Genomic DNA, 25,701 nt, shown 5'->3' with positions numbered 1-25,701 from the left:
CGCGCGCCGAGCCTCCGCTCCACTTCGCCGACGCTGTCCCTACGGTGCCAGTGACCGATCACCCCTGGCGGTCGTTCGCACGGACAGGGGATGGCGACCAGCAGAGCAGAGGTGAGTGGAGGTGCCTTCGATGGCTGCCCCGCCGGACGACGACGTGCTCTGGGCACGCGGACTGCACTACGCGTACGACGGCTCCCCGGCGCTCCAGGGAGTCACCCTCGGAATCCGCGAACGGGAGATCGTGTCCATCTCGGGCCCGCGCGGCAGCGGCAAGACCACGCTGCTGGGCTGCCTGTCGGGGCGGCTGCTCCCGGCGGAGGGCGAGGTCTGGTTCAACAGCGTGCCGCTGCACACGATGGGCCGGCCCGCACGGGAGCGGCTGCGCCGCGACCGCTTCGGCTGGATCGGCAGCGAGCCGGAGCTCGTGCCCGAACTGACCGCGTGGGAGAACGCCGCCCTGCCGCTGCTGCTGAACGGCACCCGGCAGCGCGCCGCCCGTACGGCCGCGCACGAGTGGCTCGAACGGCTCGACATCGGCGACTGCGCCCGCAAGCGCCCCGCCGACCTGCTGCAGTCGCAGCGCCAGCGGGTGGCGATCGCACGGGCGCTGGCCACCAGGCCCGCCGTGCTCTTCGCCGACGAGCCGACCGCGCCGCTGCACCAGGCCGACCGGCTGCAGGCGCTCCGTACGCTGGCCACCGCCGCGCGCTCGCACGACATCACGGTCGTGCTCACCTCGCCCGACCCGGCTGCGACGGCGACGGACGACGCGACGGGGGCGGCGCTCGTCGACCGGTGCGTCGCGCTCGTCGACGGCCGCCGGGCCACCTCACTCCCCGCCGCCGACTCGGAGGGCAGCGCCGCGTGCTCGCTCTCCGTCTAGTCCGCGGGGCGCGGCCCCTGACGCTGCTGCGGCGGCTGCTCGTGGCGTGCGCGACCGCCGGCGTCGGCTTCCTGCTGCTCAGCGCGCTCAGTTACGGCGTCGCGCACCCGCACTACTCGGGCGACGCGCTCGTACGCCTCCTGTGGTGCCTCGTTCCGCTCGCCGCCGCGACCCAGCTCGCGGCGGCCGTCGCCCGTACGGAGACGGGTCCGCGGGAGCCGTCCGCGCTGGACGCGGCCGGAGTGGGACCGGCCCGGCTGCCGCTGCTGGCGGCGGTCTCCGCCGCCGTCACCGGCGCCCTCGGGAGCGCGCTCGCGCTGCTCGTCTTCCTGCAACTGCGCGGCGGCTTCAGCGGGTTGCCGTTCGACGGCGCCGCCGCCGACGTCCTCGACGGGCACCGGCCGCTGCCGTCCGCCGCGGTCCTCACCCTGCTCTGCGTGGCCCCGGCGGCGGCCGCCGTGGCGAGCGCGCTCGCCGTACGGCGGGGTGCGCGGACGGCGCGTACGGGCCGGCCCGTGCGTACGGCCGCCCCGTCCGGGCTGCCCTGGGGCGCGGCGCTGACCGCGACGGGCATCACCAGCGTGACCCTCGCCCGGCACGGCTCGCCCGTGAAGGGCGACGAGTCGGGGCTGCTGCCGCTGCCCGGCACCCTCGACGGCAGCCCGCCCGCCGTCATCGGCGGCTGGCTGCTCGCCGCGCTGGGCCTGGTGCTGGCCGGACCGGGGCTGACGCACCTGTGCGGACGGCTGATCAGCCTGGGCCGTCCGGGCGCGCTGCGGCTGCTGTCCGGACGCGTGCTGCAGGAGGAGGCCGTACGCGTCGGGCGGCCGCTCGGCGTGCTGTGCGCGGTGGCGTCGGGCGCGCTGGCGGCGGCGGAGCTGTACGGCACCGCACCGGCAGGCGGCGCGCGGGTGTTCGGGCCGCTGACGGCGCTGGGCGCGGCCCTCGTCATGTGCTGCGCCACGGCGAGCGCCCTGACGGCCGCCACCGAGTGCCGCGCCGACCGCGCACCCGTGACCGCGACGCTGCTGCGGCTGGGCGCGCCGCGCAGGCTGCTGCGCGGGGCCGCGGCGCTGCGCGGGGCGGTGCTGGTGGCCGTGCTGGCGCCGGTGACCTGGGGCGTCGGCGTGCTGGCGGCGCTGCCGCTGAACCAGGTCGTCGGCTGACGGCCGACGCCGCGCCCCGTTCGCCTACGCTGACCGGATGCTGCCTCACGACGCCTCCGGCGCCCCCGACACGTACGACCCGCACGGCACGCTCGGCACACCTCAACAGGCCGCCGGGGACCGGGAGATCGAGACCCTCGAAGAGTTCGACCAGGTGGTCGCGGACACCGGTTCGCTGGCGGGCTGGCGCGTGCAATCCGTCGATCTGCGCGAACGTACGGACGCGCTGGCGCCCGTGGACACCGACGGCGCCGTCTTCCTCGGCTGTCCGATGCGGCCGGAGGCCGCCGCTGCGGCGCGGGCCGGCGGGGCACTCGTCTTCCCGCCGGTGCCGGACCTGCCGTTCGACCCGTACCGCGGGCTGCTGTACGACGCGGCCGAGCTGTTCGAGAACCTGGCCGACGGCTACGAGCACACGCCGGACGCCCGCGCGTACGCGTGGTTCCAGCGCACCGGGACCGACGGCGACATCTTCAGCTCCATGCTGCGGGCCATCCACGACGACGCCATCTCCGACGCCCTCGACGAACTCCTCGCCGGGCAGCGGGTGGTGGGTGTGATGGGCGGCCACGCGCTGAAGCGCGGCTCCGACGCGTTCGCGGGCGCCGCCCGCCTCGGCCGTACGCTGGCGCGCGCCGGGCTGACCGTCGCCACGGGCGGCGGTCCGGGCGCCATGGAGGCGGCGAACCTGGGCGCGTACGCCGCTCCGTTCGAGGACGGCATGCTCGGCAAGGCGCTCGAAATCCTCGCGGCCGACCCGTCGTTCACCCCGTCCGTGGGCGCCTGGGCGCGGGCCGCGTTCGCGGTGCGCGAGGGGTGGCCGGGCGGCGGGCCCTCGGTGGGCATACCGACCTGGTTCTACGGCCACGAGCCGCCCAACGCCTTCGCGTCGCACATCGCCAAGTACTTCGTGAACGCCGTACGCGAGGACGGCCTGCTCGCCCGCTCCAACGCCGGGGTCGTCTTCCTGCCGGGCGCCGCGGGCACGCTGCAGGAGATCTTCGACAACGCGACGCCCAACTACTACCAGTCGCGCGGCGAGCCGACCCCGATGGTGCTCGTCGACAAGGAGCACTGGACGCGTACGCTGCCCGCCTGGCCGCTGCTGTGCTCGCTCGCGGAGGGCCGCCCGATGGCGTCCCGTATCGCCCTCGTGGACTCGGTGGACGAGGTACCCGAGACGCTGGAGCGGCTGCGGACGGCCTGACGGCCGCCGTTACGCGTCCTCCGGCAGCACCACGACATCGTCCGCGGCGAAGGTGACGCCGACGGTCTCGTCCACGTCGGGCGCGTCCCGCAGGTCGCAACTCGCCTCCAGCGGTGGCCCGTCGGCCGGTGCCAGCAGCAGCGCGACGGCCGACGAGGCGCCGCCGCGGAACGTACGGCCGGTGACCGTGCACCGCAGCCCGTCCGCGGGCGGGGGCGCGGTGACGCGTACGCCCGTGGGGCGGATCAGCAGCGTACGGTCGCCCTGCGGGGTGCCGTCCGGTACGGGGACCGGGCCCCACGGGGTGTCCGCCGTACGGCCGTTGACAGTGGCCCGTACGACGTTGTCGAAGCCGAGGAAGCGGGCGACGAACTCGGACGCCGGGCGCTGCCACACCTCCAGCGGCGTGCCCGCCTGAGCGATCCGGCCCTCCCGCATGACGACCACCCGGTCGGCGAGCGCGAACGCCTCCCCCTGGTCGTGCGTCACGGCCAGCACGGTGGTGCCCAAACGGCGGAACAGCAGGCGCAGTTCGACGACGAGCCGCTCGCGCAGCCCGCGGTCCAGCTGGCCGAGCGGCTCGTCCAGCATCAGCAGCTTCGGCTCCGGCGCCAGCGCGCGGGCCAGCGCCACCCGCTGCTGCTCGCCGCCGGACAGCGAGGGGATGGCGCGGCGGGCGGCGCCGGGGAGGCCGACGAGGTCGAGGAGTTCGGTGACGCGGTGCTCCACCCGGTCGCGGCCGAGCCGCCGCATCTGGAGGCCGAACGCGACGTTGCCGCCCGCGTCGCGCTGCGGGAACAGCTGGTGGTCCTGGAACATCAGCCCCAGGCCCCGCTTGTGCGCGGGCACGCCCCTCTGGTCACGCCCGGACAGCAGGACGCGCCCGGCGTCCGGGGCCTGAAGGCCCGCGACGACGCGCAGGAGCGTCGATTTGCCGCTGCCGCTGGGGCCGAGCACGCACACGGTCTCGTGCTCGGCGACGGACAGGTCCACCGCGTCCAGCGCGGCCCGCGCGCCGTACCGTACGGTGACGTCTTCCAGACGCAGCATCAGAACTCCCCCGCACGGCCGGCGCGTACGCGTTCCAGTGCGAGCAGCGTCACCGCGCACACCAGCATCAGGATCGTGCTCAGGGCCATCGCCTGCCCGTAGTTGAGCTCGCCGGCGCGGCCCAGGAAGCGGGAGACGGCGACGGGCAGGGTGGGGCTGTCCGGGCGCGCGATGAAGATCGTCGCGCCGAACTCGCCGAGCGACACGGCGAACGCGAAACCCGACGCGACCAGCAACGCGCGGCGCACCAGCGGCAGTTCGACCGTACGCCACGCCCGCAGCGGCGACGCGCCGAGCACTGCGGCGGCCTCCCGGAGGCGTACGTCCACGGCGCGCAGGACGGGCAGCATCGTACGGAGCACGAACGGCACTCCGACCAGCGCCTGCGCCAGCGGCACCAGAATCCACGACGAACGGAGGTCGAGCGGCGGCTCGTCCAGTGCGATGAGGAAGCCGAAACCGACGGTCACGGCGGAGGTGCCCAGCGGCAGCATCAGCAGCGCGTCGAAGCCGCGCACGAGGCGGCCGGCCCGGCGGGTGAGCGCGGCGGCGGCGAGGCCGCCGACGAGGAGCGCGATGAGCGTCGCGGCGGCGGCGTACGCGAGGGAGTTGCCGATCGCCTCGGCGGGCGGCACCAGGAAGGTGCCGTTCTCGTCCAGGGTGTTCAGGGCGCGGTAGAACGCCAGCCCGTAGCCGCCGTCGGAGGTGCGCAGGGAGCGTTCGACGAGGACGGCCAGCGGGGTCACCAGCAGCACCGCGATGACGGCGAGCACGGACCAGAGCAGCGCCCACTGCCCCGCGCCCTCCGGGCGGCGTGCGGTGTGCCGGGCGTCCACCAGGCCGAGCGCCGACTCCCGGCGGCGTACGGACCACGCGTGCACGGCGAGCAGGACGGCGACGGCGGCGAACTGGAGCAGCGTCAGCACGGCGGCGGTCGGCAGGTCGAGCAGGCCCGCCGTCTGCCGGTAGATCTCGACCTCCAGCGTCGCGTAGCGCGGCCCGCCGAGCACCTGGACGACGCCGAACGACGTGAACGTGAACAGGAAGACCATCAGCGCCGCCGCCGCGAGCGAGGGCGCCAGAGCCCGCAGCGTCACCTTCCGCCAGGCGGCGAAGCGGCTCGCGCCGAGGACCCGCGCGGCCTCCTCCTGGCGCGGGTCGAGCTGCGACCAGAGGCCGCCCACGGTCCGTACGACCACGGCGTAGTTGAAGAACACGTGCGCCAGCAGGATCGCCCACACCGAGGTGTCCAGCCGCAGCCCGAACGCCTCGTCCAACGCGCCGCCCCGGCCCAGCAGCGCGAGGAACGCCGACCCGACGACGACCGTCGGCAGCACGAACGGCACCGTCACCAGCGCGCGCAGCAGCTGCTTGCCGGGGAAGTCGAAACGGGCGAAGACGTACGCGCCCGGCAGCGCCACCAGCAGCGTCAGCCCGGTCGACGCGGCGGCCTGCCAGACCGTGAACCACAGCACGTGCAGCACGTCCGGATCGGACAGCACCTCGCCGGCCCGCCCCAGCTGCCACCGCCCGCCCTCGCGCAGCCCGCGGCCGACGATCGCGGCGACGGGATAGCCGAAGAACAGCGCGAAGAAGGCGGCGGGGACGGCCATCAGCGCGAGCCGCAGGGCGGCGCCGCGGCGGCCGTCCGTACGGGCGGACTCCCGCGGCGGCGCGGTCACTTCAGTACGAGTGAGGTCCACGACTTCACCCACTGCTCCCTGCCCTCGCCGATCTTCTCCGGCGCCATCGTCGCCGGATCGTCCACGGTCACGCCGTACCGGGTGAACAGCTCGGGCAGCTTCGCGTCCGCACGCGCCGGATTCACGAACATCTGCAGCGGCAGGTCCTCCTGGAACGCCCTGCTGAGCAGGAAGTCCAGCAGCGCCTTGCCACCCTTCTCGTTCCCGGCGCCCGACAGCAGCCCGGCGAACTCCGTCTGCCGGAAGCACGTCTCCTCGGCGACGCCCGTCGGCGCCTGCTCCGGCTGCGGCTTCTTGCCGAGCACCTCGACGGGCGGGCTGGACGCGTACGAGACGACGAGCGGCCGGTCGCCCTTGCCCTTTCCGGCGGCCGAGCCGCTGAAGCGGTCGTTGTACGCCTGCTCCCAGCCATCGACGACCTCGACGCCGTTGGCGCGGAGCTTCTTCCAGTAGCCCTGCCACTCGTCCTTGCCGTACTTCTCGATGGTGGCGAGCAGGAAGCCGAGGCCGGGCGAGGAGGTGGCGGCGTTCTGCGTGACCAGGAGGTCCTTGTAGGCGGGCTTCGTCAGGTCGTCGAGGGTGCGGGGCGGGTCGAGCTTCTCGCGGGAGAAGTAGTCCCGGTCGTAGTTGACGCAGATGTCGCCGGTGTCGACGGGCGTGACGCGGTGCTTCTCCGGGTCCGCCCGGAGCCGCGCGGGGACCTTGTCCAGGCCCTTCGCCTCGTACGGGGTGAAGACGCCGTTGTCGAGGGCGCGCGAGAGCAGGGTGTTGTCGACGCCGAAGAAGACGTCGCCCTGCGGGTTGTCCTTGTTGAGGACGGCCTGGTTGACGGCGGAGCCTGCGTCGCCGCCGCGCAGGACCCGCACCTTGTAACCGGTGCGCTCGGTGAACTCGTTGAGCACCTTCTTCGACGCCGCGAACGAGTCGTGCGTGACGAGCGTGACGGTCTTCGACCCCTTGCCGTCCTCGGCGGAACCCCCCGATCCGCACCCGGCGAGCAGTGAGGCGCCCAGCGCGACGGCGAGGCCGGTGGTCACGGTGTGTCTCATGCAGCTGCCCTCGGTACGGGTGCGCAGGCGCACGCGGGCAGCACAAGAGTTTCGCCGAACTTCCTACCCAGCATGACCTGGGCGAGGTTCGAGGGTCTGCGGCTGCTGCCGCACTCTCAGCGCTGCTCGCGCTCCCCTGTCGGTGTGGACGTTCTTTCGAACACTACCAGCCCGCGTTCGGGAGCCCCCGGTCAGCGCTCCGTCGCCGCCAGCTGCCCGCAGGCGCCGTCGATCTCCTGCCCGCGGGTGTCCCGTACGGTCACCGGCACGCGGTGCGCCTCCAGCGCCCGTACGAACTCCCGCTCGTCCTCCGGGCGGGACGCGGTCCACTTCGAGCCGGGGGTGGGGTTGAGCGGGATGAGGTTGACGTGCACCCGCTTGCCCTTGAGCAGCCGGCCGAGGAGATCGGCCCGCCACGCCTGGTCGTTGATGTCCCTGATCAGCGCGTACTCGATGGAGACACGGCGGCCGGAGCGCTCGGCGTACTCCCACGCGGCGTCCAGCACCTCCCGTACCTTCCAGCGGGTGTTCACCGGTACGAGCGTGTCCCGGAGTTCGTCGTCGGGCGCGTGCAGGGACACGGCGAGCCGGCAGCTGAGGCCCTCGTCCGCGAAGCGGAGCATGGCCGGGACGAGGCCGACGGTCGACACGGTGATGCCGCGCTGGGAGATGCCCAGCCCGTCCGGCTCGGGGTCGGTCAGCCGGCGGATGGCGCCGACGACGCGGTTGTAGTTCGCCAGGGGCTCGCCCATGCCCATGAAGACGATGTTGGACAGGCGCGCCTGCCCGCCCCCAGAGCCTCCGGCCTGGGAGGTACCCCCTGGCACCTCCCCGTCGCGCAGCGCGCGCATGCCGTCCACGATCTGGTGCACGATCTCGGCGGTGGACAGGTTCCGGTCCAGCCCTGCCTGGCCCGTGGCACAGAACGGGCAGTTCATGCCGCAGCCCGCCTGCGAGCTGACGCACATCGTGACCCGGTCCGGATAGCGCATCAGCACGGACTCGACGAGCGTCCCGTCGTGCAGCTTCCAGAGCGTCTTGCGGGTCGTGTCGTCGTCGCAGCTGATGTGCCGCAGCACCGTCATGAGCTCCGGCAGCAGCTCCGCCGCCAGCTTCTCGCGAGCGGCAGCGGGGATGTCCGTCCACTGCGCGGGGTCGTGGGCGTAGCGCGCGAAGTAGTGCTGCGACAGCTGCTTGGCGCGGAACGGCTTCTCACCGAGCGCGGCCACCGCCTCGCGGCGCTCCGCGGGGGCGAGGTCGGCGAGGTGCCGGGGCGGCTTGGCGGCGCCGCGAGGGGCGGCGAAAGTCAGTTCTCCGGGTGCAGGCATAACCTCCCCAGTGTCGCAGACGCGCGGCGGGGACCCGTACCGCGTGCGTACGGGCCCCCGCGTACCGCCTTGCGCGCCTGCGCGCCCGGTGCGGGCGAGCGCTCTCAGCCCGTGCCGACGAAGACCACCAGGAGCAGCCAGGCGACCGGGGCCGTGGGCAGCAGCGAGTCCAGTCGGTCCATGATCCCGCCGTGGCCCGGCAGCAGCGTGCCCATGTCCTTGATGCCCAGGTCCCGTTTGATCATGGACTCGCCCAGGTCGCCGAGCGTCGCGCTGACCGCGACCGCCAGGCCCAGCACGAGCCCCTGCCACCAGACGCCGTCGTCGATCAGGAAGTGCATGCACAGCGCGCCCGCCGCCATCGCGAAGCCGACCGCGCCGAGCAGCCCTTCACGGGTCTTGCCGGGACTGATCCGGGGCGCGAGCTTGTGCGTGCCGAAGCGCCAGCCGACCGCGTACGCGCCGGTGTCGCTGACGACCGTCAGCAGCAGGAACGTCAGCACGCGCCACGCGCCGTCGTCCGCCGCCAGCATCAGGGCCACGAAGGTCGCCAGGAACGGCACGTAGAACGCCGCGAAGACGCCCGCCGTCACGTCCCGCAGATACTCCTCGGACGATTCGGTCATGCGCCAGACCAGCACCGCGAGCGCCGTGAGGGCCATCGCCACCCACGCGCCCTCCGCACCCCGCGCGTAGCCCGCGACGACCATCGCGGCACCGCCGACGACCAGCGGCACCAGCGGGACGCGGATCTCCTTGCGTTCGGCGAGCCGGGTCGTCAGCTCCCAGAGGCCGACGCCGACCGCGGCGACGATCACGCCGAGGAACACCGGCTTGTAGACGAAGAGGGAGGCGATGATGACGGCGCCGAGGCCGAGGCCGACCCCTATCGCCGCCCGCAGGTCGCGTCCCGCGCGCTTGCCTCCCCTGCCCTTGTCCTGGTCCTTCCCCTGGTCCGGGCCGCCGGCACGGGCCCGGCGGCCCGGCGGCGGAGTCGCGGGCCGGCCGGACGGACCGGACTGGCCGGATGGTCCCGCACGGTCCCGGGGTCCGTCGCGTCCTGCGTCGTCGCTGCTGCCGGGGTCACCCCGGTCCGGCGGGTCGGGCACGATGGGCATGGGCCGAGTCTGCGACGCGTCCGCCAAGTCGCCGTCCAGGCGCGCGGGAACGCCCGCCTCGCTTCGCTGGGAGGCGTGCCCCGGCATGGCGGGGCGCCGTTCGGGAGTGCTCCTGAAGCCGGCACCCGGCGACGGAACCCCCCGCGTTGAGTCAGTCACGGATCGCAGCCTCAGACTTCGAGCAGCTCGGCTTCCTTGTGCTTGAGCAGCTCGTCCACCTGCCCCACGTACTTGGCGGTGGTGTCGTCCAGCTCCCGCTCCGCGCGGCGTCCCTCGTCCTCACCGACCTCGCCGTCCTTGATGGCCTTGTCGATGGTCTCCTTGGCCTTGCGGCGGATGCTCCGGATGGAGATCTTGGCGTCCTCGCCCTTGGTCTTCGCGACCTTGATGAACTCCCTGCGGCGCTCCTCCGTCAGCTCGGGAAACACCACCCGGATGAGGTGCCCGTCGTTCGACGGGTTGACGCCCAGGTCTGAGTCGCGGATCGCCTGCTCGATGTTGCGCAGCGAGCTCTTGTCGAACGGAGTGACCACCGCCATCCGCGGCTCCGGCACCGAGAACGACGCCAGCTGGTTGATCGGGGTCATCGTGCCGTAGTACTCCGCCACGATCTTGTTGAACATCGCCGGGTGCGCACGACCGGTGCGGATCGCGGCGAAGTCCTCCTTGGCGACGACGACCGCCTTCTCCATCTTCTCCTCGGCCTCGAGGAGGGTCTCTTCGATCACCACGTGCTCCTGGTTCGATGAATGAGCGTGAGACTGCTTCGTTCCGGCAACGGCCGCCGGCCGTCCGCAGTGCCCTGATTCCTGCACGGTGTCCGACCGGCAGGCTGTTGTCCATCCCCGTACCGCGCCGTTCCGGCCACGCCAACGGCGCGGCGCCGCCGGTGAATTCACACGGCCGGGAGGCCGGTCAGTCCCTGGTGCCCTGGCTGCTCACCAGGGTGCCGATCTTCTCACCTTTCACCGCGCGGCCGATATTGCCCTCCGCCAGCAACTCGAAGACGAGGATCGGCAGCTTGTTGTCCCGGCAGAGGGTGACGGCGGTGGCGTCGGCGACCCTGAGGTCCCTGGTGATGACCTCGCCGTACTCCAGCGCGTCGAACTTCACGGCGTCGGGGTTCGTCGCCGGGTCGGCGTCGTACACCCCGTCCACGCCGTTCTTGCCCATCAGCAGCGCCTCGGCGTCGATCTCCAGGGCTCGCTGGGCGGCGGTGGTGTCGGTGGAGAAGTACGGCATGCCCATCCCGGCGCCGAAGATGACGACGCGGCCCTTCTCCAGGTGCCGTACGGCCCGCAGCGGGATGTACGGCTCCGCGACCTGCCCCATGGTGATGGCGGTCTGGACACGGGAGTCGATGCCCTCCTTCTCCAGGAAGTCCTGGAGCGCCAGGCAGTTCATGACCGTGCCGAGCATGCCCATGTAGTCGGAGCGCGCCCGGTCCATGCCGCGCTGCTGCAGCTCAGCGCCGCGGAAGAAGTTCCCTCCCCCGATCACGACGGCGATCTCCGCACCCTCGCGGACCACGGAGGCGATCTCCCGTGCCATCTTGTGCACGACGTCGGGGTCGACCCCCAGCCCCCCACCGCCGGCGAACGCCTCACCGGAGAGTTTCAGCAGGAAGCGACGCCGGCCGTTGTCTTTGTCGGTGTCTTTGCTCATGGAGATCTCCTCGTGCATACGAAGGAGGCCACTGCCGGTGGACCCTCTCGGCTCCTCGTGGCAATGGCCTCCTCGTCAGAACTGCCGTGTGCCCGACCCTAACGGGTCTCTGTCCGGCCCGCGGACCAGCCGGGCACGGGGTCGGCGGGGGTGCTTCAGGCGCCGACACGGAAGCGGGCGAACCGCTTCACCGCGACACCGGCCTCCTGCAGCACCTTCTCCACGGACTTCTTGTTGTCCTTGGCGAACGGCTGGTCGAGAAGGCAGTTCTCCTTGTAGAAGCCGTTCACCCGGCCCTCGACGATCTTGGGCAGGGCCTGCTCCGGCTTGCCCTCCTCGCGCGCGGTGTCCTCGGCGATACGGCGCTCGCTCTCCACCGTCTCGGCCGGAACGGCGTCGCGGGAGAGGAACTTCGGGGCGAACGCGGCGATGTGCTGCGCCACGTCCTTGGCGATCCCGGCCTTCGCCTCGGCGTCCGCCGAGCCGGCGTCCAGCTCGACCAGCACGCCGACCTGCGGGGGCAGGTCCGGGCTGGTGCGGTGCAGGTACGCGGCGACGTAGCCGTCGGCGAACTTCGCGAAGCGGTCGAGGACGATCTTCTCGCCGAGCGTGGCGTTGGCCTCGTCCACGTACGCCTGGACGGTCTTGCCGCTCTCGATCTCCGAGGCGAGCAGCGCCGGGGTGTCGGCGGGGTCCGTGGCGTCGACGTGTGCCGCGATCTCGTCGGCGACACCGGTGAACTTGTCACCCTTCGCCACGAAGTCGGTCTCGCACTTCAGCTCGACGAGCACACCGGAAGTGTTGTCGTCGGCGATGCGGGCGACGACCGCGCCGTTGGAGGCCGTACGCGACTCGCGCTTGGCGACGCCCTTCTGGCCCTTGACGCGCAGGATCTCGACGGCCTTGTCGACGTCGCCCTCGGCTTCGTCCAGCGCCTTCTTGCAGTCCATCATGCCGGCGCCGGTGAGCTCGCGCAGCTTCTTGACATCAGCGGCGGTGTAGTTCGCCATCCTTCTTTCCTTCTGTGCACTAGGCCCTGCCGCGTGCTGGGCACCGGGCAGGGCTGTCCGTCATGAGGTCGCTCTGGGTGGCGGCCGAGCGAGCGGATTCGGCGCCGCTCAGCCGGGCCGGTCCGGCAGTCCCGGCCGGCGGAGTGGCCGAGTGCCCCTCCGCCGGCCGGGGAACGTGTGGAACGTCAGGCGTCGGCCGACTTCTCGTCGCCGGCCTCGCCGGCCGCGGGGGCCTCGGCTGCCACGACGGCCTCGTCGGCCGGCTTCTCCTCGGGCTTGGCCTCGGGAGCGGCGGCCTCGTCGGCCTTCGCCTCCTCGGGCTTCGCCTCTTCAGCCTTGGGCTCCTCGGCCTTCTCGCCCTCGAGGAGCTCGCGCTCCCACTCGGCCAGCGGCTCCGTGGCGGCCTTCTCGCCCTTGCCCTCCGCCGAACCGGCCGAGCGGGCGATGAGGCCCTCCGCGACGGCGTCGGCGATCACGCGGGTGAGCAGGGTGACGGACCGGATCGCGTCGTCGTTGCCCGGGATCTTGTAGTCGACCTCGTCCGGGTCGCAGTTGGTGTCCAGGATCGCGACGACGGGGATGTTGAGCTTCCGCGCCTCGCCGACGGCGATGTGCTCCTTCTTGGTGTCCACGATCCAGACGGCGCTGGGCACCTTCTGCATCTCGCGGATACCGCCGAGGGTCTTCTCCAGCTTCGCCTTCTCGCGCGAGAGGACGAGGAGCTCCTTCTTGGTGAGGCCGGACGCGGCCACATCCTCGAAGTCGATCTGCTCGAGCTCCTTCAGGCGCTGCAGGCGCTTGTAGACGGTCGAGAAGTTCGTCAGCATGCCGCCCAGCCAGCGCTGGTTCACGTAGGGCATGCCCACGCGTGTGGCCTGCTCGGCGATGGCCTCCTGCGCCTGCTTCTTGGTGCCGACGAACATGATGGAGCCGCCGTGCGCGACGGTCTCCTTGACGAACTCGTAGGCGCGGTCGATGTACGACAGCGACTGGAGCAGGTCGATGATGTAGATACCGTTGCGCTCGGTAAAGATGAAGCGCTTCATCTTCGGGTTCCAGCGGCGGGTCTGGTGCCCGAAGTGGACGCCGCTCTCCAGCAGCTCCCGCATCGTGACGACGGCCATGGCCGTTCTCCTTGAGGTACTCGGTTGTTTCGCGAGGACCTTGCGGCCCCCGCATGCCTGACGCCCCTGACGCGTTGTGCCTGCGAGTTCCCTGTTCAGAAAGGGTTCCGAGGACCGAGATACGCGGCCACCGGGTGAGGGTGGCGGGGCGTGCGAAGTCGACCCGGTGACCCGGATCGCCACCAGAAGTGTACGGGACCCCGGAAGCGGCGTGCGACCGTGCCCGAAGGGGGCGGCGGGGAGACCGCGGGGGCGCCCGGAGTCACACGCGGGGGTGACCGAGTTGTCCACAACCCGCGAGTTATCCACCGGAACCAACCATGATCAACTGTTGGGGAGTTCACGCGCCACGCTCTGTGCATGCGAAACGAACAGTACGTACACACAAGCATGTCCACGCCCGCTGCGGCATTACTGGTGCTGTCGGCGCTGGCGATGGCGCTGGCACTGCTGTGGCTCTGCCCGTCGCCGGTGCACGCGGTGATCGGCTCGGCTCGGGCGGCGGATTCGGCGAGGACCGGGCCGCCGGACGGGGCCCGGCCGGACACGGAACACCCCGGCCCGGAGCGGGGGCAGTGGCAGGAACGGGAGCAGGAGCAGGAGGCGCGCCGCGCCTGGCCGGTCGCGGGCGAGGGCGGAAGCCCGCGGCCGGTGGTCGTCCATGGCTGGCGGCCCCCGCCGACGCCGTGGGCGGCGGGCCACCGCGGCGTCGACCTGGCCACCCGAGCGGGCCGGCCGGTACGCGCAGCCGGTGCGGGCCGGGTGTCCTTCGCGGGGCCCGTGGCAGGGCGCGGGGTGGTCGCGACCGAGCTGTCCGGGACGGGCGATCCGCCGTTGCGCACGACGTACGAGCCCGTGCGCGCGTCGGTGCACAAGGGCGAACGGGTGCGGGCGGGCGACGTGGTCGGCACGGTGCAGCCGGGCCGCTTCCACTGCGGCACCGCGTGTCTGCACTGGGGGCTGCTGCGCGGCGACCGCTATCTCAACCCGCTCTCGCTGCTGCCGCCGCACATGCTCCGCGGCGGTCCGGCGCGGCTGCTGCCCTTCTCCGGCGTACCGGAGCCGCGGAGCGAGCCACGCGGCGGCGACGGCGGCCGACCGGACACGCCGGAGACCGTCGCGGCCCGGTCGTCCACAAGCGGCGGCACGGGGCCGCTCGTCGCCGGACTGGCGCTGGCCGCGGCGTCGGTCTGGGCGCACCGGAGGCTGCGCCGGCGGCGGCCGTCCACGCGGACGGTTCAGCCGCGCACCCCGCCGAGGGCCATGGACACGGCGGCCTCGGTGATATGTGCGGGGTCCTCGGCTGCGCCGAGTTCGATACGCCGCACGGCGGCGTCGACGACGCCCTGGAGCAGCATCGCGGCGAGCCGCGGCTGAGTGTGGCCGAGCTCGCTGAGCGCCTCGACGACCATCGCGATCAGACCGCCGTGCGCGGCGCGGATCTTCTCCCGCGCGGCGGCGTCGAGCTCGCCCGCGGAGATCGCCACGACCGCCCGGTGCCGCCGGTCGCCGACGAGCGCCAGCTGCTGCCGCACGTACGCCTCGATCTGCGCTTCCGGGCCGTCGGCCGCCGCCATGGCGGACTCGACCTCGGCCGCCCACACGGGGAAGTCGACCGCGCACAGCTCCTCGACCACGGCGGCCCGGGAGCGGAAGTACTCGTAGACGGAGGACCGGGCGAGACCCGTGCGCTGCGCGAGCGCGGGAAAGGTCAGGGCCTCCGTGCCACCTTCGGAGAGGAGGGAGCGCGCCGCGTCCAGCAGGGCGCCACGCTGCATGGTCCGGTGCTCGGCCACCGAGGCCGCTCGAATCCTGGGCACACGGCCACTCTACGGAGGGCAGTACCGATTCAGCGACCCATCTCCGCCAGCTTCCCCCGGAGCTGGAGCACCGACTTGGTGTGGATCTGGCTGACCCGGCTCTCGGTCACGCCCAGCACATGGCCGATCTCGGCGAGGGTCAGCCCCTCGTAGTAGTAGAGGGTGACGACCGTCTTCTCCCGGTCCGGAAGGGTGTTGATCGCCCGTGCCAGCAGCCGCCTCAGCTCGCGGTCCTCGGCGACCTCCACCGGGTTGTCGGCGGCGGTGTCCTCCAGCGTGTCCATCAGGCTGAGGCGGTCGCCGCCCTCGCCGCCCGCGTGCAGCAGCTCTTCCAGAGCGACCACGTTGGCAAGCGACAACTGGCTGAAGACCGCGTGGAGTTCCTCCACGGGGATCTCCATCTCGGCGGCCACCTCGGCCTCCGAGGGCGTGCGGCGGAGTGACGCCTCGAGGGTGGCATACGCCCGCTCGACGGCGCGCGCCTTCTGCCGCACGGAGCGCGGAATCCAGTCCATGGCCCGGAGTTCGTCGATCATTGCGCCGCGGATACGGGTGATCGCGTACGTCTCGAACTTGATGGAGCGGCCCGGGTCGAACTTCTCGATGGCGTCGATCAGGCCGAAGACCCCGGACGAGACGAAGTCGGCCTGCTCCACGTTGGGCGGCAGCCCGACGCTGACGCGTCCGGCGACGTACTTCACCAGCGGCGAGTAATGCAGGATGAGCTGTTCCCGCAGCCTGCCGTCACCCGTCCCCTTGTACGACCGCCACAGCTCGTCCAGCGAGCTGGGGGCGGGGCCGGGCGCAGCGTCCTCGACTGCGACCGGCGCCTCGGCGGTGGCCGTACGGTCGGGCCCGGATTTGTGCTGGGGCATTCGTCGCCTTGAGCCGTTCTACTGGAGAGTCAGAGTGTTGTGAGCGTAGCGTGACTGTCTGGTCGCGGTATGCGATGAGCGTCCGATCTGGTATGCGCAGATACGTTCCGCTGCACGCACCCCTGGGTTACGCCGCAGGCAGGGCCCGTTCCACGGGTCGCGGAGCGGGTGCTGGCTGAACCGGCGGACTACGCTCACCCTTTCACCCAGGAGCCGCAGGTCAAGGACCGAACCGTCACCCGATGGGGTGTCTGCGGGCGGGCTGCGCCGCGCGTGCCAACCACCAGTGATCGCCTTTCCGTTCGACGAATCCGAGTGACCTCAGTTCGTGGAGGCGTACGAGTGTGAGCTCACTCGGAGTGCCCGCTTCGCGCGCCAACTTCTGCGCGGTGACGGCGTTCCTCGCGGGCATCGCCTCCAGCACCCGCACCGCGTCCGGCGGCAGGACGTCGCGCGGCAGGGCGGGCCCGCTGCGTTCGGGAGCCAGCTCACCCATGCGGCCGACGAGTTCGATCACCTCGTCGGGATCGGTGACCAGCTGTCCCTCCAGCCGCAGGAGTTGGTGCACTCCCGCTGACAGCCCGGAGGTCACCGCGCCGGGCACGCCCATCACCGTCCGCCCCAACTCCCTGGCCCGCCGCGCCGTGACCAGCGAGCCGCTGCGCAGCTCGGCCTCCACCACGACGGTCCCGCGTGTGAGCGCGGCGATCACGCGGTTGCGCAGCACGAAACGGTTCCGCGTCGGGTGCGCGCCCGGCGGCAACTCCGCGACCAGTAGCCCCTGTTCACCGATCCGCCGGATCAGCCGTCCGTGGCCCGGTGGGTAGGTGACGTCCACGCCGCAGGCCAGCACGCCGACGGTGGCCCCGCCGACCGCGAGGGCACCGCGGTGCGCGGCGCCGTCCACCCCGTACGCCGCGCCGGACACCACCGTCCAGCCGCGCTCGGCCAGCCCGGCGCCCAGGGTGGAGGCCACGTGCACGCCGTAGTCCGTGCAGGCGCGGGCGCCGACCACGGCGACGGAGCGCAGCGCCCAGAACCGGAGCGACGGGGCGCCGCGCACCCAGAGGCCGACCGGCCGCGCCCCGCCGAGGTCGTCGAGCTGCCCCGGCCACTCCCCGTCGCCGGGGCAGAGGAAGCGGCCGCCCAGCTGCTCCACGGCGGCGAGGTCCGCCTCCGGCTCCGGGGCGTCGCGGGCACGCAGCCGCAGACCTTCCCAGCGCTGCTCGGTGGTCCCGTCCAGCCGCGTGCCGTCCCGGCGGAGCGCCCGCGCCACCTCCTCCGCGCCGTACTCCGCCAGCCAGCGGCCGACGAGCTGGTCCCCGGGCTCGGTGACACGCGTCAGAGCCATCCGCGCCAGCCGCTCCGCATCACCGCTCCCGGACCCGCTACTCCCGGACCCACCGCTCCCCGATCCGCCGCCGCCCGCCGGCTCACTGTTCACAGCCGACTCCCCGACAGCGTGCTCCCCCGCGTGATGCCCGTACGCAGCTCCAGCGCGCACCGCACGTCCGCCGCCGTCGGCCGGTCGTGGCCTGCCAGGTCCGCCACCGTCCACGCGACCCGCAGCACGCGGTCCAGCCCGCGGGCGGTAAGCACCCCGCGGTCCATGTCCTCCTCCGCTTCGCGCAACGCGCCCGGCGCCACGGGCCAGCCCTTGCGCAGCGCGTGCCCCGGCACGTCGCTGTTCGTGGTCCAGTCAGTCCCCGCGTACCGCGCCGCCGCCCGCTCGCGGGCCTCGCGCACCCGCGCGGCCACCGTGGCGGTGCACTCCGCGGTGCCCTCCAGCGCGGCCAGCTCGGAACGGGTGAGGGGATGGACGGTGACCCGGAGGTCGACGCGGTCCAGCAGCGGCCCGGACAGCCGTGCGCGGTAGCGCCTGATCGACGACGGCCGGCACTCGCACCCTCCGGCGTTCATGCCGTGCCGCCCGCAGGGGCACGGGTTCGCGGCGAGCACGAGCAGGAAGCGGGCGGGCAGCCGCATCATCCCGCTGGCGCGCGCCACCACCACGTACCCCGACTCGAGCGGCTGCCGCATCGCGTCCAGCACCCGCCCGCTGCATTCGGCTGCCTCGTCCAGAAAGAGCACGCCGTGGTGTGCCACGGAGACGGCGCCCGGGTGGGGCAGACCGGTGCCGCCGCCGATGAGGGCCGCCATGGTCGCGGAGTGGTGCGGCGCGCAGTACGGCGGCCGTTCCACCAGCGGGTGGCCGGGTGGCAGCGTCCCCGCCACCGAGTGCACGGCCGTCACTTCGAGCGACTCCGCCGCGCTCAGCGGGGGCAGCAGCCCCGGCAGCCGTTCCGCGAGCATCGTCTTGCCCGCGCCGGGCGGCCCTTTGAAGAACAGGTGGTGCCGTCCGGCCGCCGCCACCTCCAGGGCTCTGCGGGCGCCGGCCTGGCCCGCGACCTCCGCCAGGTCCAGCTGCCGTTCGCCGCCCGCCGTCACGGCGCGGCCGGAGCCGGGGACCAGGAAGCCGCCAAGCACGGCCTCGCTACGGCCCGGCGTGCCAAGCCTGTCCGCACGCTCCTGCTGCTGTTCCTGTTCGCCGTCCTCGGGCGGCGCCTCGTCCGTGAGCAGCGCGATGAGCTGCCGCAGGCTCCGCACCCCGAGGACGGTGACGTCCGGGACGAGCGACGCCTCCGCGACCGCCTGCTCTGGCACGACCACCTGCCGGTATCCCGCGTCCGCCGCGGCGAGCACGGCGGGCAGGACACCGCGTACGTGCCGGACTCTGCCGTCCAGCCCCAGCTCGCCGATCATCATCAGGTCGGCAATGGCCCGCGGATCGATCCGTTCCGCCGCGCCCAGCACCGCGCACGCCACGCTCAGGTCGAAGCCGCTGCCGCTCTTGGGCACGGACGCCGGGCTGAGCCCCACCGTGAGCTTCTTCTGCGGCCATTCCGCGCCCGCGTTGACGACCGCCGCGCGCACCCGGTCCCGGCTCTCCACGAGGCTCTTGTCCGGCAGCCCCACCAGGGTGAACGCGGCGACGCCCGGCTCGAGGTCCGCCTGCACCTCGACGACGACGCCCTCCACGCCGACCAGCGCCACCGAGCACGTACGCGCGAACGCCATCACGCCACCCCTCGCACGTGCTCCACCCACGGCGCGCCCCGGGCCGGCAGCACCACGCCGACCAGGTCGATCCGTACACCTCCGGTGGGCGGGCGGCCGTACCGCACCAGCCAGCGTTCGTGGAGCCAGCGGGCGGCCAGCCGGCGCAGCCGCGCCGACTTGTTCGGGGTCATCGCGGCCATTGGGTGCTCGTAGCCACCCGCGCGGCGCGTCTTCACCTCGCAGATGACCAGCGAGTCCCGGTCTCTCGCGATGATGTCGATCTCGCCGTCGCGGCAGCGCCAGTTCCGTTCCAGGACGGCCATGCCGGTCTCGCGCAGCCTGCGCGCTGCCAGGTCCTCGCCGTAGCGGCCGAGTGCTCCTCGGGCATTCATGTGGACCACCTCCGTCACCGACTGTGACGGCCCCTGAGGTGGTCAGATGATCTTGCTGTGTTTCGGTGGATAACTCACGGGTTGTGGACAACACCGTCACCCACAGGGGTGGTGTCCGTGACGTACGGCGGGCCCCCGTCGTTCAGCCCGTCGTTCAGCCCTTGAAGCCGGAATCCTCGGGGAGGTCGAGTTCGCTCTTGTTGAGCTCCTCAATATTCACGTCCTTGAACGTGAGCACCCGCACCTGCTTGACGAAGCGGGCCGGCCGGTACATGTCCCAGACCCAGGCGTCGGCCATCGAAACTTCGAAGAATACCTCACCCTGCACCGAGTGCACCTGCATCTCGTAGTCGTTGGTGAGGTAGAAGCGTCGTTCCGTCTCGATCACATACTTGAACAGGCCGACGACGTCGCGATACTCGCGATAGAGCTTCAGCTCCATCTCGGTCTCGTACTTCTCGAGGTCCTCGGCGCTCATGGCATGTTCCCCTTCAGCCGTGCGTCCCCCCATTGTGCGTCAGCCCTGACGACTGCGTGCAGCCCTTGCCCGGCGTCGCACGATCGGCCCATGGGCGGCGCCGCCCAGGATCAGCAGGGCGCCGGCCACGATGGCGGCCAGGAGCAGCCGCAGCGGCCCCGGGTCGGAGACCCCGCCGGGCAGGCCCGCGAACGCGTCCGGGCGCTCCACGGTGCCGACGCTGCCCATCGGCCAGGCGGTGGCGTCGACCCGCGCACTCACGGCCGAACGGGGCACGGCCCAGTGGTCGCCCTGCAGACGTACGCGGGAGTCCTGCGAGCCCTGCCGGTAGTCGCCGAGCAGGAACAGCCTGCCCTCCGGCACCGTCTCGTCGAAGCCGGTGGAGGAGGCCGGCCCGCTCCCGCTGAGATACGGCTCCTCGACCGGCCGGCCGTTGACCGTGAGCTGTCCCGCCTTGTCGCAGCAGGCAACCTTGTCGCCGCCGACGCCGATGACGCGCTTCACCATCGGCAGGTCGCCCCAGACCGTGTCCTCGAACACGACGACGTCGCCGCGCCGCACCTCGCCGCCGTCTATCCGCTCCGCCAGCACGCGGTCGCCGGCCTTCACGGTGGGGTTCATCGAGTCGGTCGGGACCGTGTACGGCTGGTAGGCGATCGCGCCCCAGACGAAGCCGCCGAGGAAGAGCACGCAGCCGAGCGCCACAGCGAGGCCGGACAGCGCGTGACCTCGCCCGCTGCCCGGCCTGCCGCCCGTACGTCCTGCTTTGCCCATGCGTGTGCTCCCGGGTGCTCGCCACAAGGACCTGGGGAAGGTCTGGGCGCACCTTACCGGGGCGTACGGACCCCGTCAGCCCTTGATCGACACCGGCCCGGCGGTCTCGCCGGCCGCCTGCGCGTGCCGCCGCCTGCGGCGCCACATCACCAGCGGGATCGCGCCCGCGAGGCCGAGCGCCGCGGGGGTGGCGCTCGCCGCCTTGGCGGCCAGCCCGTCCTGGTCGAACGTGTCCGGGACCGGCAGGGTCGACCAGCGGTCGAGCGGCCAGGCCACGACGACCGCGCGGCCGACGGCCTTGTCGACCGGCACCATGCCGTTGTCCGTCTTCGTGTGGTAGCGGGAGTCCAGCGAGTCCTCGCGGTGGTCGCCCATCACCCACATCTTCCCGTCCGGCACCTCGATCGGGCCGAACGGCTTGTCGTCGCAGGGGGCGTTGCCCGGGTACAGATACGGCTCGTCCAGGGGCTTGCCGTTGACCTCGACGGGGCCGCCCTTCTTGCATTCCACCGTGTCGCCGCCGACCCCGATGACCCGCTTGATCAGGTCCTTCTCGTCGGCGGACGGCATCAGCCCGATGAAGCTGAAGGCGGTCTGCACGAAGTTCTGCTCGGTGTTCTGCTCGGGCAGCCAGCCGCCCGGGTCGTGGAAGACGACGACCTCACCGCGCTCGGGCTCCGACCCGAACCACGGTGTGAGCTTGTCCACCAGCACCCGGTCCCCGATCTGCAGGGTGTCCTGCATCGAGTTCGACGGGATGGAGAAGGCCTGCAGCAGGAACGTCTTGATGACCAGGGCCAGCACCAGCGCGATGCCGACCAGCAGGGGAAGCTCCTTCCAGAAGGAGCGCGGCTTCTTGGGCTTCGCGTGTCCCCCCGGGTTCTCCGGCATTCCCTCAGTCACGCCGTCCGCTTCGCCCTTCTCCGCGGTCCCGCGATCGTCGCTCAACACGGGCGGTACGCCGGACCCCTCCCCCTCTGGATCGCCCGAACCGGACCGCGCGCCGACCGCCACGTCCCCCACAATCACTCCTCACGCTGCGCTGTCGCCTGTCCCACCATCGGGAAAGGCCCACTACTCCCATAACGAGCGGGAGTTCCGCAGGAGTCGGGAGCTGAACCATTCGATTGTCCCCGAGCCCGTCCGCCGCCGTCGGAGCGCCCTTCGCGTCCGGAACCGAGGCGTAGGCCTCGGACTCCTCCAGTCCCCGCCAGTGGTCGAAGGGCCAGGCGATGACGACGGCGCGGCCGACGATCTTGTCCTCCGGGACCGTGCCCCGGCCCTCGTCGTCCAGGTGGTAGCGGGAGTCGGCGGAGTTGGACCGGTGGTCGCCCATCACGAACACCCGGCCGATCGGCACCGTCACCTCGAACTTCATCTTGGACGGCTCGTTGTCGGGATGCAGATACGGCTCGTTGAGCGGCTCCCCGTTCACCGTCACCCGGCCGTCCTTGCCACAGCACTTGACCGTGTCACCGCCGACCGCGACCACCCGCTTGATCAGGTCCTGTTCGTCGTCCGACGGCAGGAGCCCGATGAAGGTGAGGAACTCCTTGCCCTGCTTGATTCCGACGGGGTCGTCCTCCTTCTGCTTCTGCTCGTCCTCCAGCCAGCCGCCCGGATCCTTGAAGACGACCACGTCGCCGCGCTCCGGTTTCGACCCGAACCACGGTGTGAGCTTGTCCACCAGCACCCGGTCCCCGATCCGGATCGTCTGCTCCATCGAGCCCGACGGGATGACGAACGCCTGCACCAGGAACGTCTTCAGGACCAGTGCGATCAGCAGCGCCACCCCTATGAGGATGGGTATCTCCTTGGTCATCGAGAGGCGTCTGCGGCGCTTGATCCGCTTCGCCGCGCGCCTGCGCGCCGCCCGGCCCTCCCCCGGTCCGCGCAGCGGCGTCCCCGTCCTCTCCGGCGGTGCCGCCGGGGGCGGCGGGCTGCCCGGGGGCCTCCGGTGGTGGCCGTACGGCCGGCCGCGGTTACCCATGGCGGTCCGTTCCCGTGCCTTCCCCCGCCCCGTGTGAGCGGACCGAGTCCCACCGGCCGGCGGGCCAGCCGATCCAGTCCACCCGCCCGATCACCCGGCCCACGGGGACCGTGCCGCCACCGGGCCTGCCGAGGTGGTCACGGGAGTCGCTGGAGTCGGAACGGTGATCCCCCATCACCCACAGCCGTCCCTCCGGCACCTCGATGTCGAACGGCACTGTCGACGGCTTGTCCCCGCGATGCAGGTAGTCCTCCTCCACCGGCACGCCGTTCACCTCGATCCTCCCCCGCTTGTCGCAGCACCTCACGCTGTCGCCGCCGATCCCGATCACGCGCTTCACATAGTCGGTCTCCGACGGCTCCACCAGGCCGACCGCGGCCCCGGCCTCGTGCAGCAGACCGGTCAGCGGGTTCCCGTGCGACTCCTCCTCGGCTGCGAACGAACCGGTGCCGTCAAAGACGACAACGTCCCCGCGCTCCGGATGGTTGCCAAAACGATAGGCCAGTTTGTTGACCAGGACACGATCACCGACCTGCAGCGTCGGCTCCATCGAAGAGCTCGGAATCAGAAAAGGCTGCACCACAAAGGCGCTGACCAGCAAGAGCACCGTCATCACGCCGACCGCCGGCAGCCCGAAACGGACGGAGCGCGACCAGCGCCTCCGTCCCTCCTCGGGGACCGGAGAGCGGTCGCGCTCCGTGTCGTCGTGCTCGCTGGGCGGTTCGTCGGTGTGCATCGAGCCGAGAGCTTAGCCAGCCGCTCCCGGCCGCCCGACAGGAGATCAGTTCTCGCGCTTCTCCTTGATCTTCGCGGCCTTGCCGCGCAGGTCACGCAGGTAGTACAGCTTGGCGCGGCGGACGTCGCCGCGGGTCACGACCTCGATCTTCTCTACCACCGGGGTGTGCACGGGGAAGGTGCGCTCCACGCCGACGCTGAAGCTGACCTTGCGGACGGTGAACGTCTCACGGATGCCGGAGCCCTGGCGGCGGATGACGACGCCCTTGAACTGCTGCACACGGGAGCGGTTGCCCTCGACCACGCGCACGTGGACGTTGACCGTGTCGCCCGGGCGGAACGCCGGGATGTCGTCGCGCAGAGAAGCGGAATCGACGCTGTCGAGAAGGTGAGACATGACCGTCTGCTTTCCTCGCCGATGCCACAGGTCATCAGCGGAAGTCGTGGTGCTGGATCGGGGGCCACCGCTCCGAGCGGGCGTCGGTCCCCCTGTGGCAGGGTCGCGCGCCGGACGTGAGGCAGCGGCCTATTCTTCCACGGCCTCGCCCGTACGCCCAAATCGACCGCGCGTACGCCCGTCCTGCCCGTCGTGCCCGCTCGTCCTCGCGCCCCCGTCCACCGGCTCCCAGCCGAGTGCGGCGAGCGTCGCCCGGTCGTGCTTGTCGAGCGCCTCCGGGTCGCAACTCTCGATGAGGTCCGGGCGGTTCGCGCTCGTACGGGCCAGCGCCTGGTCGCGGCGCCAGCGCGCGATACGGCCGTGGTGACCGCTCAGCAGCACCTCGGGGATGCCACGGCCGCGCCACTCGGGGGGCTTCGTGTAGACCGGCCCCTCCAGCAGCCCGGCCATCGTGCCCGGGGCGAACGAGTCGTCGCGGTGCGACTCGGCGTTGCCGAGCACGCCCGGCAGCAACCGCGCGATCGCCTCGACCATGACCAGTACGGGGGCCTCGCCGCCGGCGAGTACGTAGTCCCCGATGGAGACCTCGCGGACGTCCAGCCGGCCGCCGTACTCCTCGATCACCCTGCGGTCGATGCCCTCGTAGCGCGCGGGCGTGAACACCAGCCAGGGTTTCGCGGCCAGTTCGACGGCCAGCCGCTGGCTGAACGGGCGCCCGCTGGGCGTGGGCACGATCAGCACGGGCCCGTCCTCCCCGCCGCGCGGGCCGGACTCCAGGACGGAGTCCAGCGCCTCCCCCCACGGCTCGGGCTTCATCACCATGCCGGGCCCGCCGCCGTACGGGGTGTCGTCGACGGTGTGGTGCCGGTCGTGCGTCCACTCCCGCAGGTCGTGCACGCGTACGTCGAGCTGCCCGCGGGCGCGTGCCTTGCCGACCAGGGAGACGTTCAGCGGCTCCAGGTACTCCGGGAAGATCGTGACGACGTCGATCCTCATGCCGTGCCGTCCTCGTCGGCCTCTTCGGTCTCGTCGGCCTCGTCGACCTCTTCGATCAGGCCGGGCGGCGGGTCGACGACCGCGCGCTGGGCGGCCAGGTCGATCTCGGGCACGATCTCCTCGACGAACGGGACGAGCACCTCGCCGCCGTCCGGCCGCCGCACGATCAGCACGTCCTGCCCGGGCAGGTGCGCGACCTCCGCGATGCGGCCGATCTCCCGGCCGTCCCGGGTCACGACGTCGAGGTCGGCCAGCTGGTGGTCGTAGAACTCCTCGGGGTCGTCGGGCCGTTCGTCGGGATCGACCTCGGCGATCAGCAGGGTGTTGCGCAGGGCCTCGGCGGCCGTACGGTCCCGTACGCCCTCGAAGCGCAGCACCAGCCGTCCGCTCTGCACGCGGCCGCTCTCGACGGTGAGCGGGCCGGTGGACGCCGGCTCGGTGGCGAGGACGGCGCCGGGGCCGAGTCGCAGCTCGGGCTCGTCCGTGCGCACCTCCACCGTGACCTCGCCCTTGATTCCGTGGGCGCGGCCGATACGCGCGACTACCAGCTGCACTTGCTCGTTCCCCTTCGCTACGACAGACAGCGGCCGGGGGAGGCCGAAACCACCCCCGGCCGCTGCCGGTGCTGCCTGCTGCGGTTCAGCTGACCTGGTCCACGTCGACGAAGTCGACGCGGATACCGCGGCCGCCGAGTGCCCCTACGACGGTGCGCAGGGAGCGCGCGGTGCGGCCGTTACGGCCGATCACCTTGCCGAGGTCGTCGGGGTGCACCCGGACCTCGATGACCCGCCCCCGGCGCAGATTGCGCGAGGCGACCTGCACTTCGTCGGGGTTGTCGACGATGCCCTTCACCAAGTGCTCGAGGGCCTCCTCGAGCATCC

At 72.2% G+C, this 25,701-nt stretch carries 26 protein-coding genes and 1 pseudogene; 4 read left to right on the top strand and 23 right to left on the bottom strand.

Features of this window, described 5'->3' with window-relative positions; translation table 11 throughout:
* The first annotated feature begins 130 nt into the window (after positions 1-130).
* Genes DVA86_RS11790 through DVA86_RS11780 form a run of 3 tightly spaced genes read left to right on the top strand, consistent with a single transcriptional unit; the run spans position 131 to position 3,256 of the window.
* Complete coding sequence (locus tag DVA86_RS11790; protein WP_208877976.1) at positions 131-883, top strand: ABC transporter ATP-binding protein; 753 nt, start codon at positions 131-133, stop codon at positions 881-883.
* On the top strand, positions 865-2,049 hold the full coding sequence (locus tag DVA86_RS11785; protein WP_208877975.1) for a hypothetical protein: 1,185 nt from the start codon (positions 865-867) through the stop codon (positions 2,047-2,049). The genes DVA86_RS11790 and DVA86_RS11785 overlap by 19 nt, the downstream gene beginning before the upstream one ends.
* 37 nt (positions 2,050-2,086) lie before the next feature.
* Positions 2,087-3,256 (top strand): LOG family protein, encoded by a 1,170-nt coding sequence (locus DVA86_RS11780; protein ID WP_208877974.1) that lies wholly within the window; start codon positions 2,087-2,089, stop codon positions 3,254-3,256.
* Between the two features lie 9 nt (positions 3,257-3,265).
* Here the strand turns inward: DVA86_RS11780 and DVA86_RS11775 are convergent, their stop codons facing one another.
* The 9 genes from DVA86_RS11775 to rpsB form a co-directional block, all read right to left on the bottom strand.
* Complete coding sequence (locus DVA86_RS11775; RefSeq protein WP_208877973.1) at positions 3,266-4,306, bottom strand: ABC transporter ATP-binding protein; 1,041 nt, start codon at positions 4,304-4,306, stop codon at positions 3,266-3,268.
* Positions 4,306-5,919 carry an ABC transporter permease gene (locus DVA86_RS11770; RefSeq protein ID WP_208884627.1) on the bottom strand — a complete coding sequence of 538 codons (1,614 nt, stop codon included), beginning with the start codon at positions 5,917-5,919 and terminating at the stop codon, positions 4,306-4,308. Before DVA86_RS11770 ends, DVA86_RS11775 begins: the two co-directional genes overlap by 1 nt.
* Positions 5,920-5,984: 65 nt before the next feature.
* On the bottom strand, positions 5,985-7,058 hold the full coding sequence (locus DVA86_RS11765; RefSeq protein ID WP_208877972.1) for a thiamine ABC transporter substrate-binding protein: 1,074 nt from the start codon (positions 7,056-7,058) through the stop codon (positions 5,985-5,987).
* Positions 7,059-7,249: 191 nt separating this feature from the next.
* Positions 7,250-8,386, bottom strand: a complete 1,137-nt coding sequence (gene rlmN / locus DVA86_RS11760; RefSeq protein WP_208877970.1) for a dual-specificity RNA methyltransferase RlmN — start codon at positions 8,384-8,386, stop codon at positions 7,250-7,252.
* 104 nt (positions 8,387-8,490) lie between these two features.
* Positions 8,491-9,663: a phosphatidate cytidylyltransferase gene (locus tag DVA86_RS11755; RefSeq protein WP_208877969.1), complete on the bottom strand. Its 1,173-nt coding sequence runs from the start codon at positions 9,661-9,663 to the stop codon at positions 8,491-8,493.
* An 11-nt stretch (positions 9,664-9,674) separates the two neighbouring features.
* Positions 9,675-10,232 carry a ribosome recycling factor gene (frr, locus tag DVA86_RS11750; RefSeq protein WP_208877968.1) on the bottom strand — a complete coding sequence of 186 codons (558 nt, stop codon included), beginning with the start codon at positions 10,230-10,232 and terminating at the stop codon, positions 9,675-9,677.
* Positions 10,233-10,419: 187 nt separating this feature from the next.
* Positions 10,420-11,187: a UMP kinase gene (gene pyrH / locus DVA86_RS11745; RefSeq protein ID WP_222623314.1), complete on the bottom strand. Its 768-nt coding sequence runs from the start codon at positions 11,185-11,187 to the stop codon at positions 10,420-10,422.
* Between the two features lie 137 nt (positions 11,188-11,324).
* Positions 11,325-12,179 (bottom strand): translation elongation factor Ts, encoded by an 855-nt coding sequence (tsf, locus tag DVA86_RS11740; protein ID WP_208877964.1) that lies wholly within the window; start codon positions 12,177-12,179, stop codon positions 11,325-11,327.
* A gap of 185 nt (positions 12,180-12,364) precedes the next feature.
* On the bottom strand, positions 12,365-13,303 hold the full coding sequence (rpsB, locus tag DVA86_RS11735) for a 30S ribosomal protein S2 (RefSeq protein WP_208877963.1): 939 nt from the start codon (positions 13,301-13,303) through the stop codon (positions 12,365-12,367).
* A 360-nt stretch (positions 13,304-13,663) separates the two neighbouring features.
* Here rpsB and DVA86_RS11730 point away from each other — a divergent pair.
* Positions 13,664-14,233 (top strand): annotated as a pseudogene (locus DVA86_RS11730) (peptidoglycan DD-metalloendopeptidase family protein); the annotation flags it as partial.
* 308 nt (positions 14,234-14,541) lie between these two features.
* Here the strand turns inward: DVA86_RS11730 and DVA86_RS11725 are convergent.
* The 14 genes from DVA86_RS11725 to DVA86_RS11660 all read right to left on the bottom strand — a co-directional run bounded on the left by DVA86_RS11725 (position 14,542) and on the right by DVA86_RS11660 (position 25,699).
* Entirely contained in the window at positions 14,542-15,099 is a 558-nt protein-coding gene (locus DVA86_RS11725; RefSeq protein WP_208884625.1) for a TetR/AcrR family transcriptional regulator, read from the bottom strand.
* Positions 15,100-15,152: 53 nt separating this feature from the next.
* Positions 15,153-15,998, bottom strand: a complete 846-nt coding sequence (whiG, locus tag DVA86_RS11720; RefSeq protein WP_208877961.1) for an RNA polymerase sigma factor WhiG — start codon at positions 15,996-15,998, stop codon at positions 15,153-15,155.
* A gap of 235 nt (positions 15,999-16,233) precedes the next feature.
* Positions 16,234-17,349 carry a DNA-processing protein DprA gene (gene dprA / locus DVA86_RS11715; protein WP_208877959.1) on the bottom strand — a complete coding sequence of 372 codons (1,116 nt, stop codon included), beginning with the start codon at positions 17,347-17,349 and terminating at the stop codon, positions 16,234-16,236.
* A gap of 89 nt (positions 17,350-17,438) precedes the next feature.
* Complete coding sequence (locus DVA86_RS11710) at positions 17,439-19,076, bottom strand: YifB family Mg chelatase-like AAA ATPase (protein WP_208877957.1); 1,638 nt, start codon at positions 19,074-19,076, stop codon at positions 17,439-17,441.
* The gene (locus DVA86_RS11705; protein ID WP_208877955.1) at positions 19,076-19,450 is read right to left on the bottom strand and encodes a YraN family protein; all 375 of its coding nucleotides are present in this window, start codon (positions 19,448-19,450) and stop codon (positions 19,076-19,078) included. Before DVA86_RS11705 ends, DVA86_RS11710 begins: the two co-directional genes overlap by 1 nt.
* Positions 19,451-19,604: 154 nt before the next feature.
* Positions 19,605-19,928 (bottom strand): DUF2469 domain-containing protein, encoded by a 324-nt coding sequence (locus tag DVA86_RS11700; RefSeq protein ID WP_023527784.1) that lies wholly within the window; start codon positions 19,926-19,928, stop codon positions 19,605-19,607.
* Between the two features lie 39 nt (positions 19,929-19,967).
* A complete protein-coding gene (gene lepB, locus DVA86_RS11695; protein WP_208877953.1) occupies positions 19,968-20,702 on the bottom strand; it encodes a signal peptidase I in 735 nt (244 codons plus the stop codon).
* 75 nt (positions 20,703-20,777) lie between these two features.
* Positions 20,778-21,593 carry a signal peptidase I gene (lepB, locus tag DVA86_RS11690; protein ID WP_208877952.1) on the bottom strand — a complete coding sequence of 272 codons (816 nt, stop codon included), beginning with the start codon at positions 21,591-21,593 and terminating at the stop codon, positions 20,778-20,780.
* Positions 21,594-21,597: 4 nt separating this feature from the next.
* Positions 21,598-22,692: a signal peptidase I gene (lepB, locus tag DVA86_RS11685; protein ID WP_208877951.1), complete on the bottom strand. Its 1,095-nt coding sequence runs from the start codon at positions 22,690-22,692 to the stop codon at positions 21,598-21,600.
* Positions 22,685-23,428 (bottom strand): signal peptidase I, encoded by a 744-nt coding sequence (gene lepB, locus DVA86_RS11680; RefSeq protein ID WP_208877950.1) that lies wholly within the window; start codon positions 23,426-23,428, stop codon positions 22,685-22,687. Before lepB (DVA86_RS11680) ends, lepB (DVA86_RS11685) begins: the two co-directional genes overlap by 8 nt.
* Positions 23,429-23,473: 45 nt before the next feature.
* Entirely contained in the window at positions 23,474-23,824 is a 351-nt protein-coding gene (gene rplS, locus DVA86_RS11675) for a 50S ribosomal protein L19 (protein ID WP_208877948.1), read from the bottom strand.
* Positions 23,825-23,953: 129 nt separating this feature from the next.
* On the bottom strand, positions 23,954-24,820 hold the full coding sequence (trmD, locus tag DVA86_RS11670; RefSeq protein ID WP_208877947.1) for a tRNA (guanosine(37)-N1)-methyltransferase TrmD: 867 nt from the start codon (positions 24,818-24,820) through the stop codon (positions 23,954-23,956).
* Positions 24,817-25,374: a ribosome maturation factor RimM gene (gene rimM / locus DVA86_RS11665; protein WP_208877946.1), complete on the bottom strand. Its 558-nt coding sequence runs from the start codon at positions 25,372-25,374 to the stop codon at positions 24,817-24,819. Before rimM ends, trmD begins: the two co-directional genes overlap by 4 nt.
* A gap of 85 nt (positions 25,375-25,459) precedes the next feature.
* A complete protein-coding gene (locus DVA86_RS11660) occupies positions 25,460-25,699 on the bottom strand; it encodes an RNA-binding protein (protein WP_208877943.1) in 240 nt (79 codons plus the stop codon).
* Between the last annotated feature and the right edge of the window lie 2 nt (positions 25,700-25,701).

Source organism: Streptomyces armeniacus, from assembly GCF_003355155.1.
Classification (GTDB): domain Bacteria; phylum Actinomycetota; class Actinomycetes; order Streptomycetales; family Streptomycetaceae; genus Streptomyces; species Streptomyces armeniacus.
The sequence above is the reverse complement of the archived record's forward strand: the minus strand, read 5'-3'. Positions and strand labels throughout refer to the sequence as shown.

Excerpts from the sequence above, each read along its gene's own strand:
- DVA86_RS11780 (WP_208877974.1), top strand. The coding sequence starts at position 2,087 with ATGCTGCCTCACGACGCCTCCGGCGCCCCCGACACGTACGACCCGCAC.
- pyrH (WP_222623314.1), bottom strand. The coding sequence starts at position 11,187 with ATGCACGAGGAGATCTCCATGAGCAAAGACACCGACAAAGACAACGGC.
- dprA (WP_208877959.1), bottom strand. The coding sequence starts at position 17,349 with ATGGCTCTGACGCGTGTCACCGAGCCCGGGGACCAGCTCGTCGGCCGC.
- DVA86_RS11790 (WP_208877976.1), top strand. The coding sequence starts at position 131 with ATGGCTGCCCCGCCGGACGACGACGTGCTCTGGGCACGCGGACTGCAC.
- tsf (WP_208877964.1), bottom strand. The coding sequence starts at position 12,179 with ATGGCGAACTACACCGCCGCTGATGTCAAGAAGCTGCGCGAGCTCACC.
- whiG (WP_208877961.1), bottom strand. The coding sequence starts at position 15,998 with ATGCCCCAGCACAAATCCGGGCCCGACCGTACGGCCACCGCCGAGGCG.
- lepB (WP_208877951.1), bottom strand. The coding sequence starts at position 22,692 with ATGGGTAACCGCGGCCGGCCGTACGGCCACCACCGGAGGCCCCCGGGC.
- DVA86_RS11660 (WP_208877943.1), bottom strand. The coding sequence starts at position 25,699 with ATGCTCGAGGAGGCCCTCGAGCACTTGGTGAAGGGCATCGTCGACAAC.
- lepB (WP_208877950.1), bottom strand. The coding sequence starts at position 23,428 with ATGCACACCGACGAACCGCCCAGCGAGCACGACGACACGGAGCGCGAC.
- rlmN (WP_208877970.1), bottom strand. The coding sequence starts at position 8,386 with ATGCCTGCACCCGGAGAACTGACTTTCGCCGCCCCTCGCGGCGCCGCC.
- trmD (WP_208877947.1), bottom strand. The coding sequence starts at position 24,820 with ATGAGGATCGACGTCGTCACGATCTTCCCGGAGTACCTGGAGCCGCTG.
- rplS (WP_208877948.1), bottom strand. The coding sequence starts at position 23,824 with ATGTCTCACCTTCTCGACAGCGTCGATTCCGCTTCTCTGCGCGACGAC.
- DVA86_RS11765 (WP_208877972.1), bottom strand. The coding sequence starts at position 7,058 with ATGAGACACACCGTGACCACCGGCCTCGCCGTCGCGCTGGGCGCCTCA.
- DVA86_RS11710 (WP_208877957.1), bottom strand. The coding sequence starts at position 19,076 with ATGGCGTTCGCGCGTACGTGCTCGGTGGCGCTGGTCGGCGTGGAGGGC.
- DVA86_RS11705 (WP_208877955.1), bottom strand. The coding sequence starts at position 19,450 with ATGAATGCCCGAGGAGCACTCGGCCGCTACGGCGAGGACCTGGCAGCG.
- lepB (WP_208877953.1), bottom strand. The coding sequence starts at position 20,702 with ATGGGCAAAGCAGGACGTACGGGCGGCAGGCCGGGCAGCGGGCGAGGT.
- DVA86_RS11700 (WP_023527784.1), bottom strand. The coding sequence starts at position 19,928 with ATGAGCGCCGAGGACCTCGAGAAGTACGAGACCGAGATGGAGCTGAAG.
- DVA86_RS11770 (WP_208884627.1), bottom strand. The coding sequence starts at position 5,919 with ATGGCCGTCCCCGCCGCCTTCTTCGCGCTGTTCTTCGGCTATCCCGTC.
- rpsB (WP_208877963.1), bottom strand. The coding sequence starts at position 13,303 with ATGGCCGTCGTCACGATGCGGGAGCTGCTGGAGAGCGGCGTCCACTTC.
- lepB (WP_208877952.1), bottom strand. The coding sequence starts at position 21,593 with ATGCCGGAGAACCCGGGGGGACACGCGAAGCCCAAGAAGCCGCGCTCC.
- DVA86_RS11775 (WP_208877973.1), bottom strand. The coding sequence starts at position 4,306 with ATGCTGCGTCTGGAAGACGTCACCGTACGGTACGGCGCGCGGGCCGCG.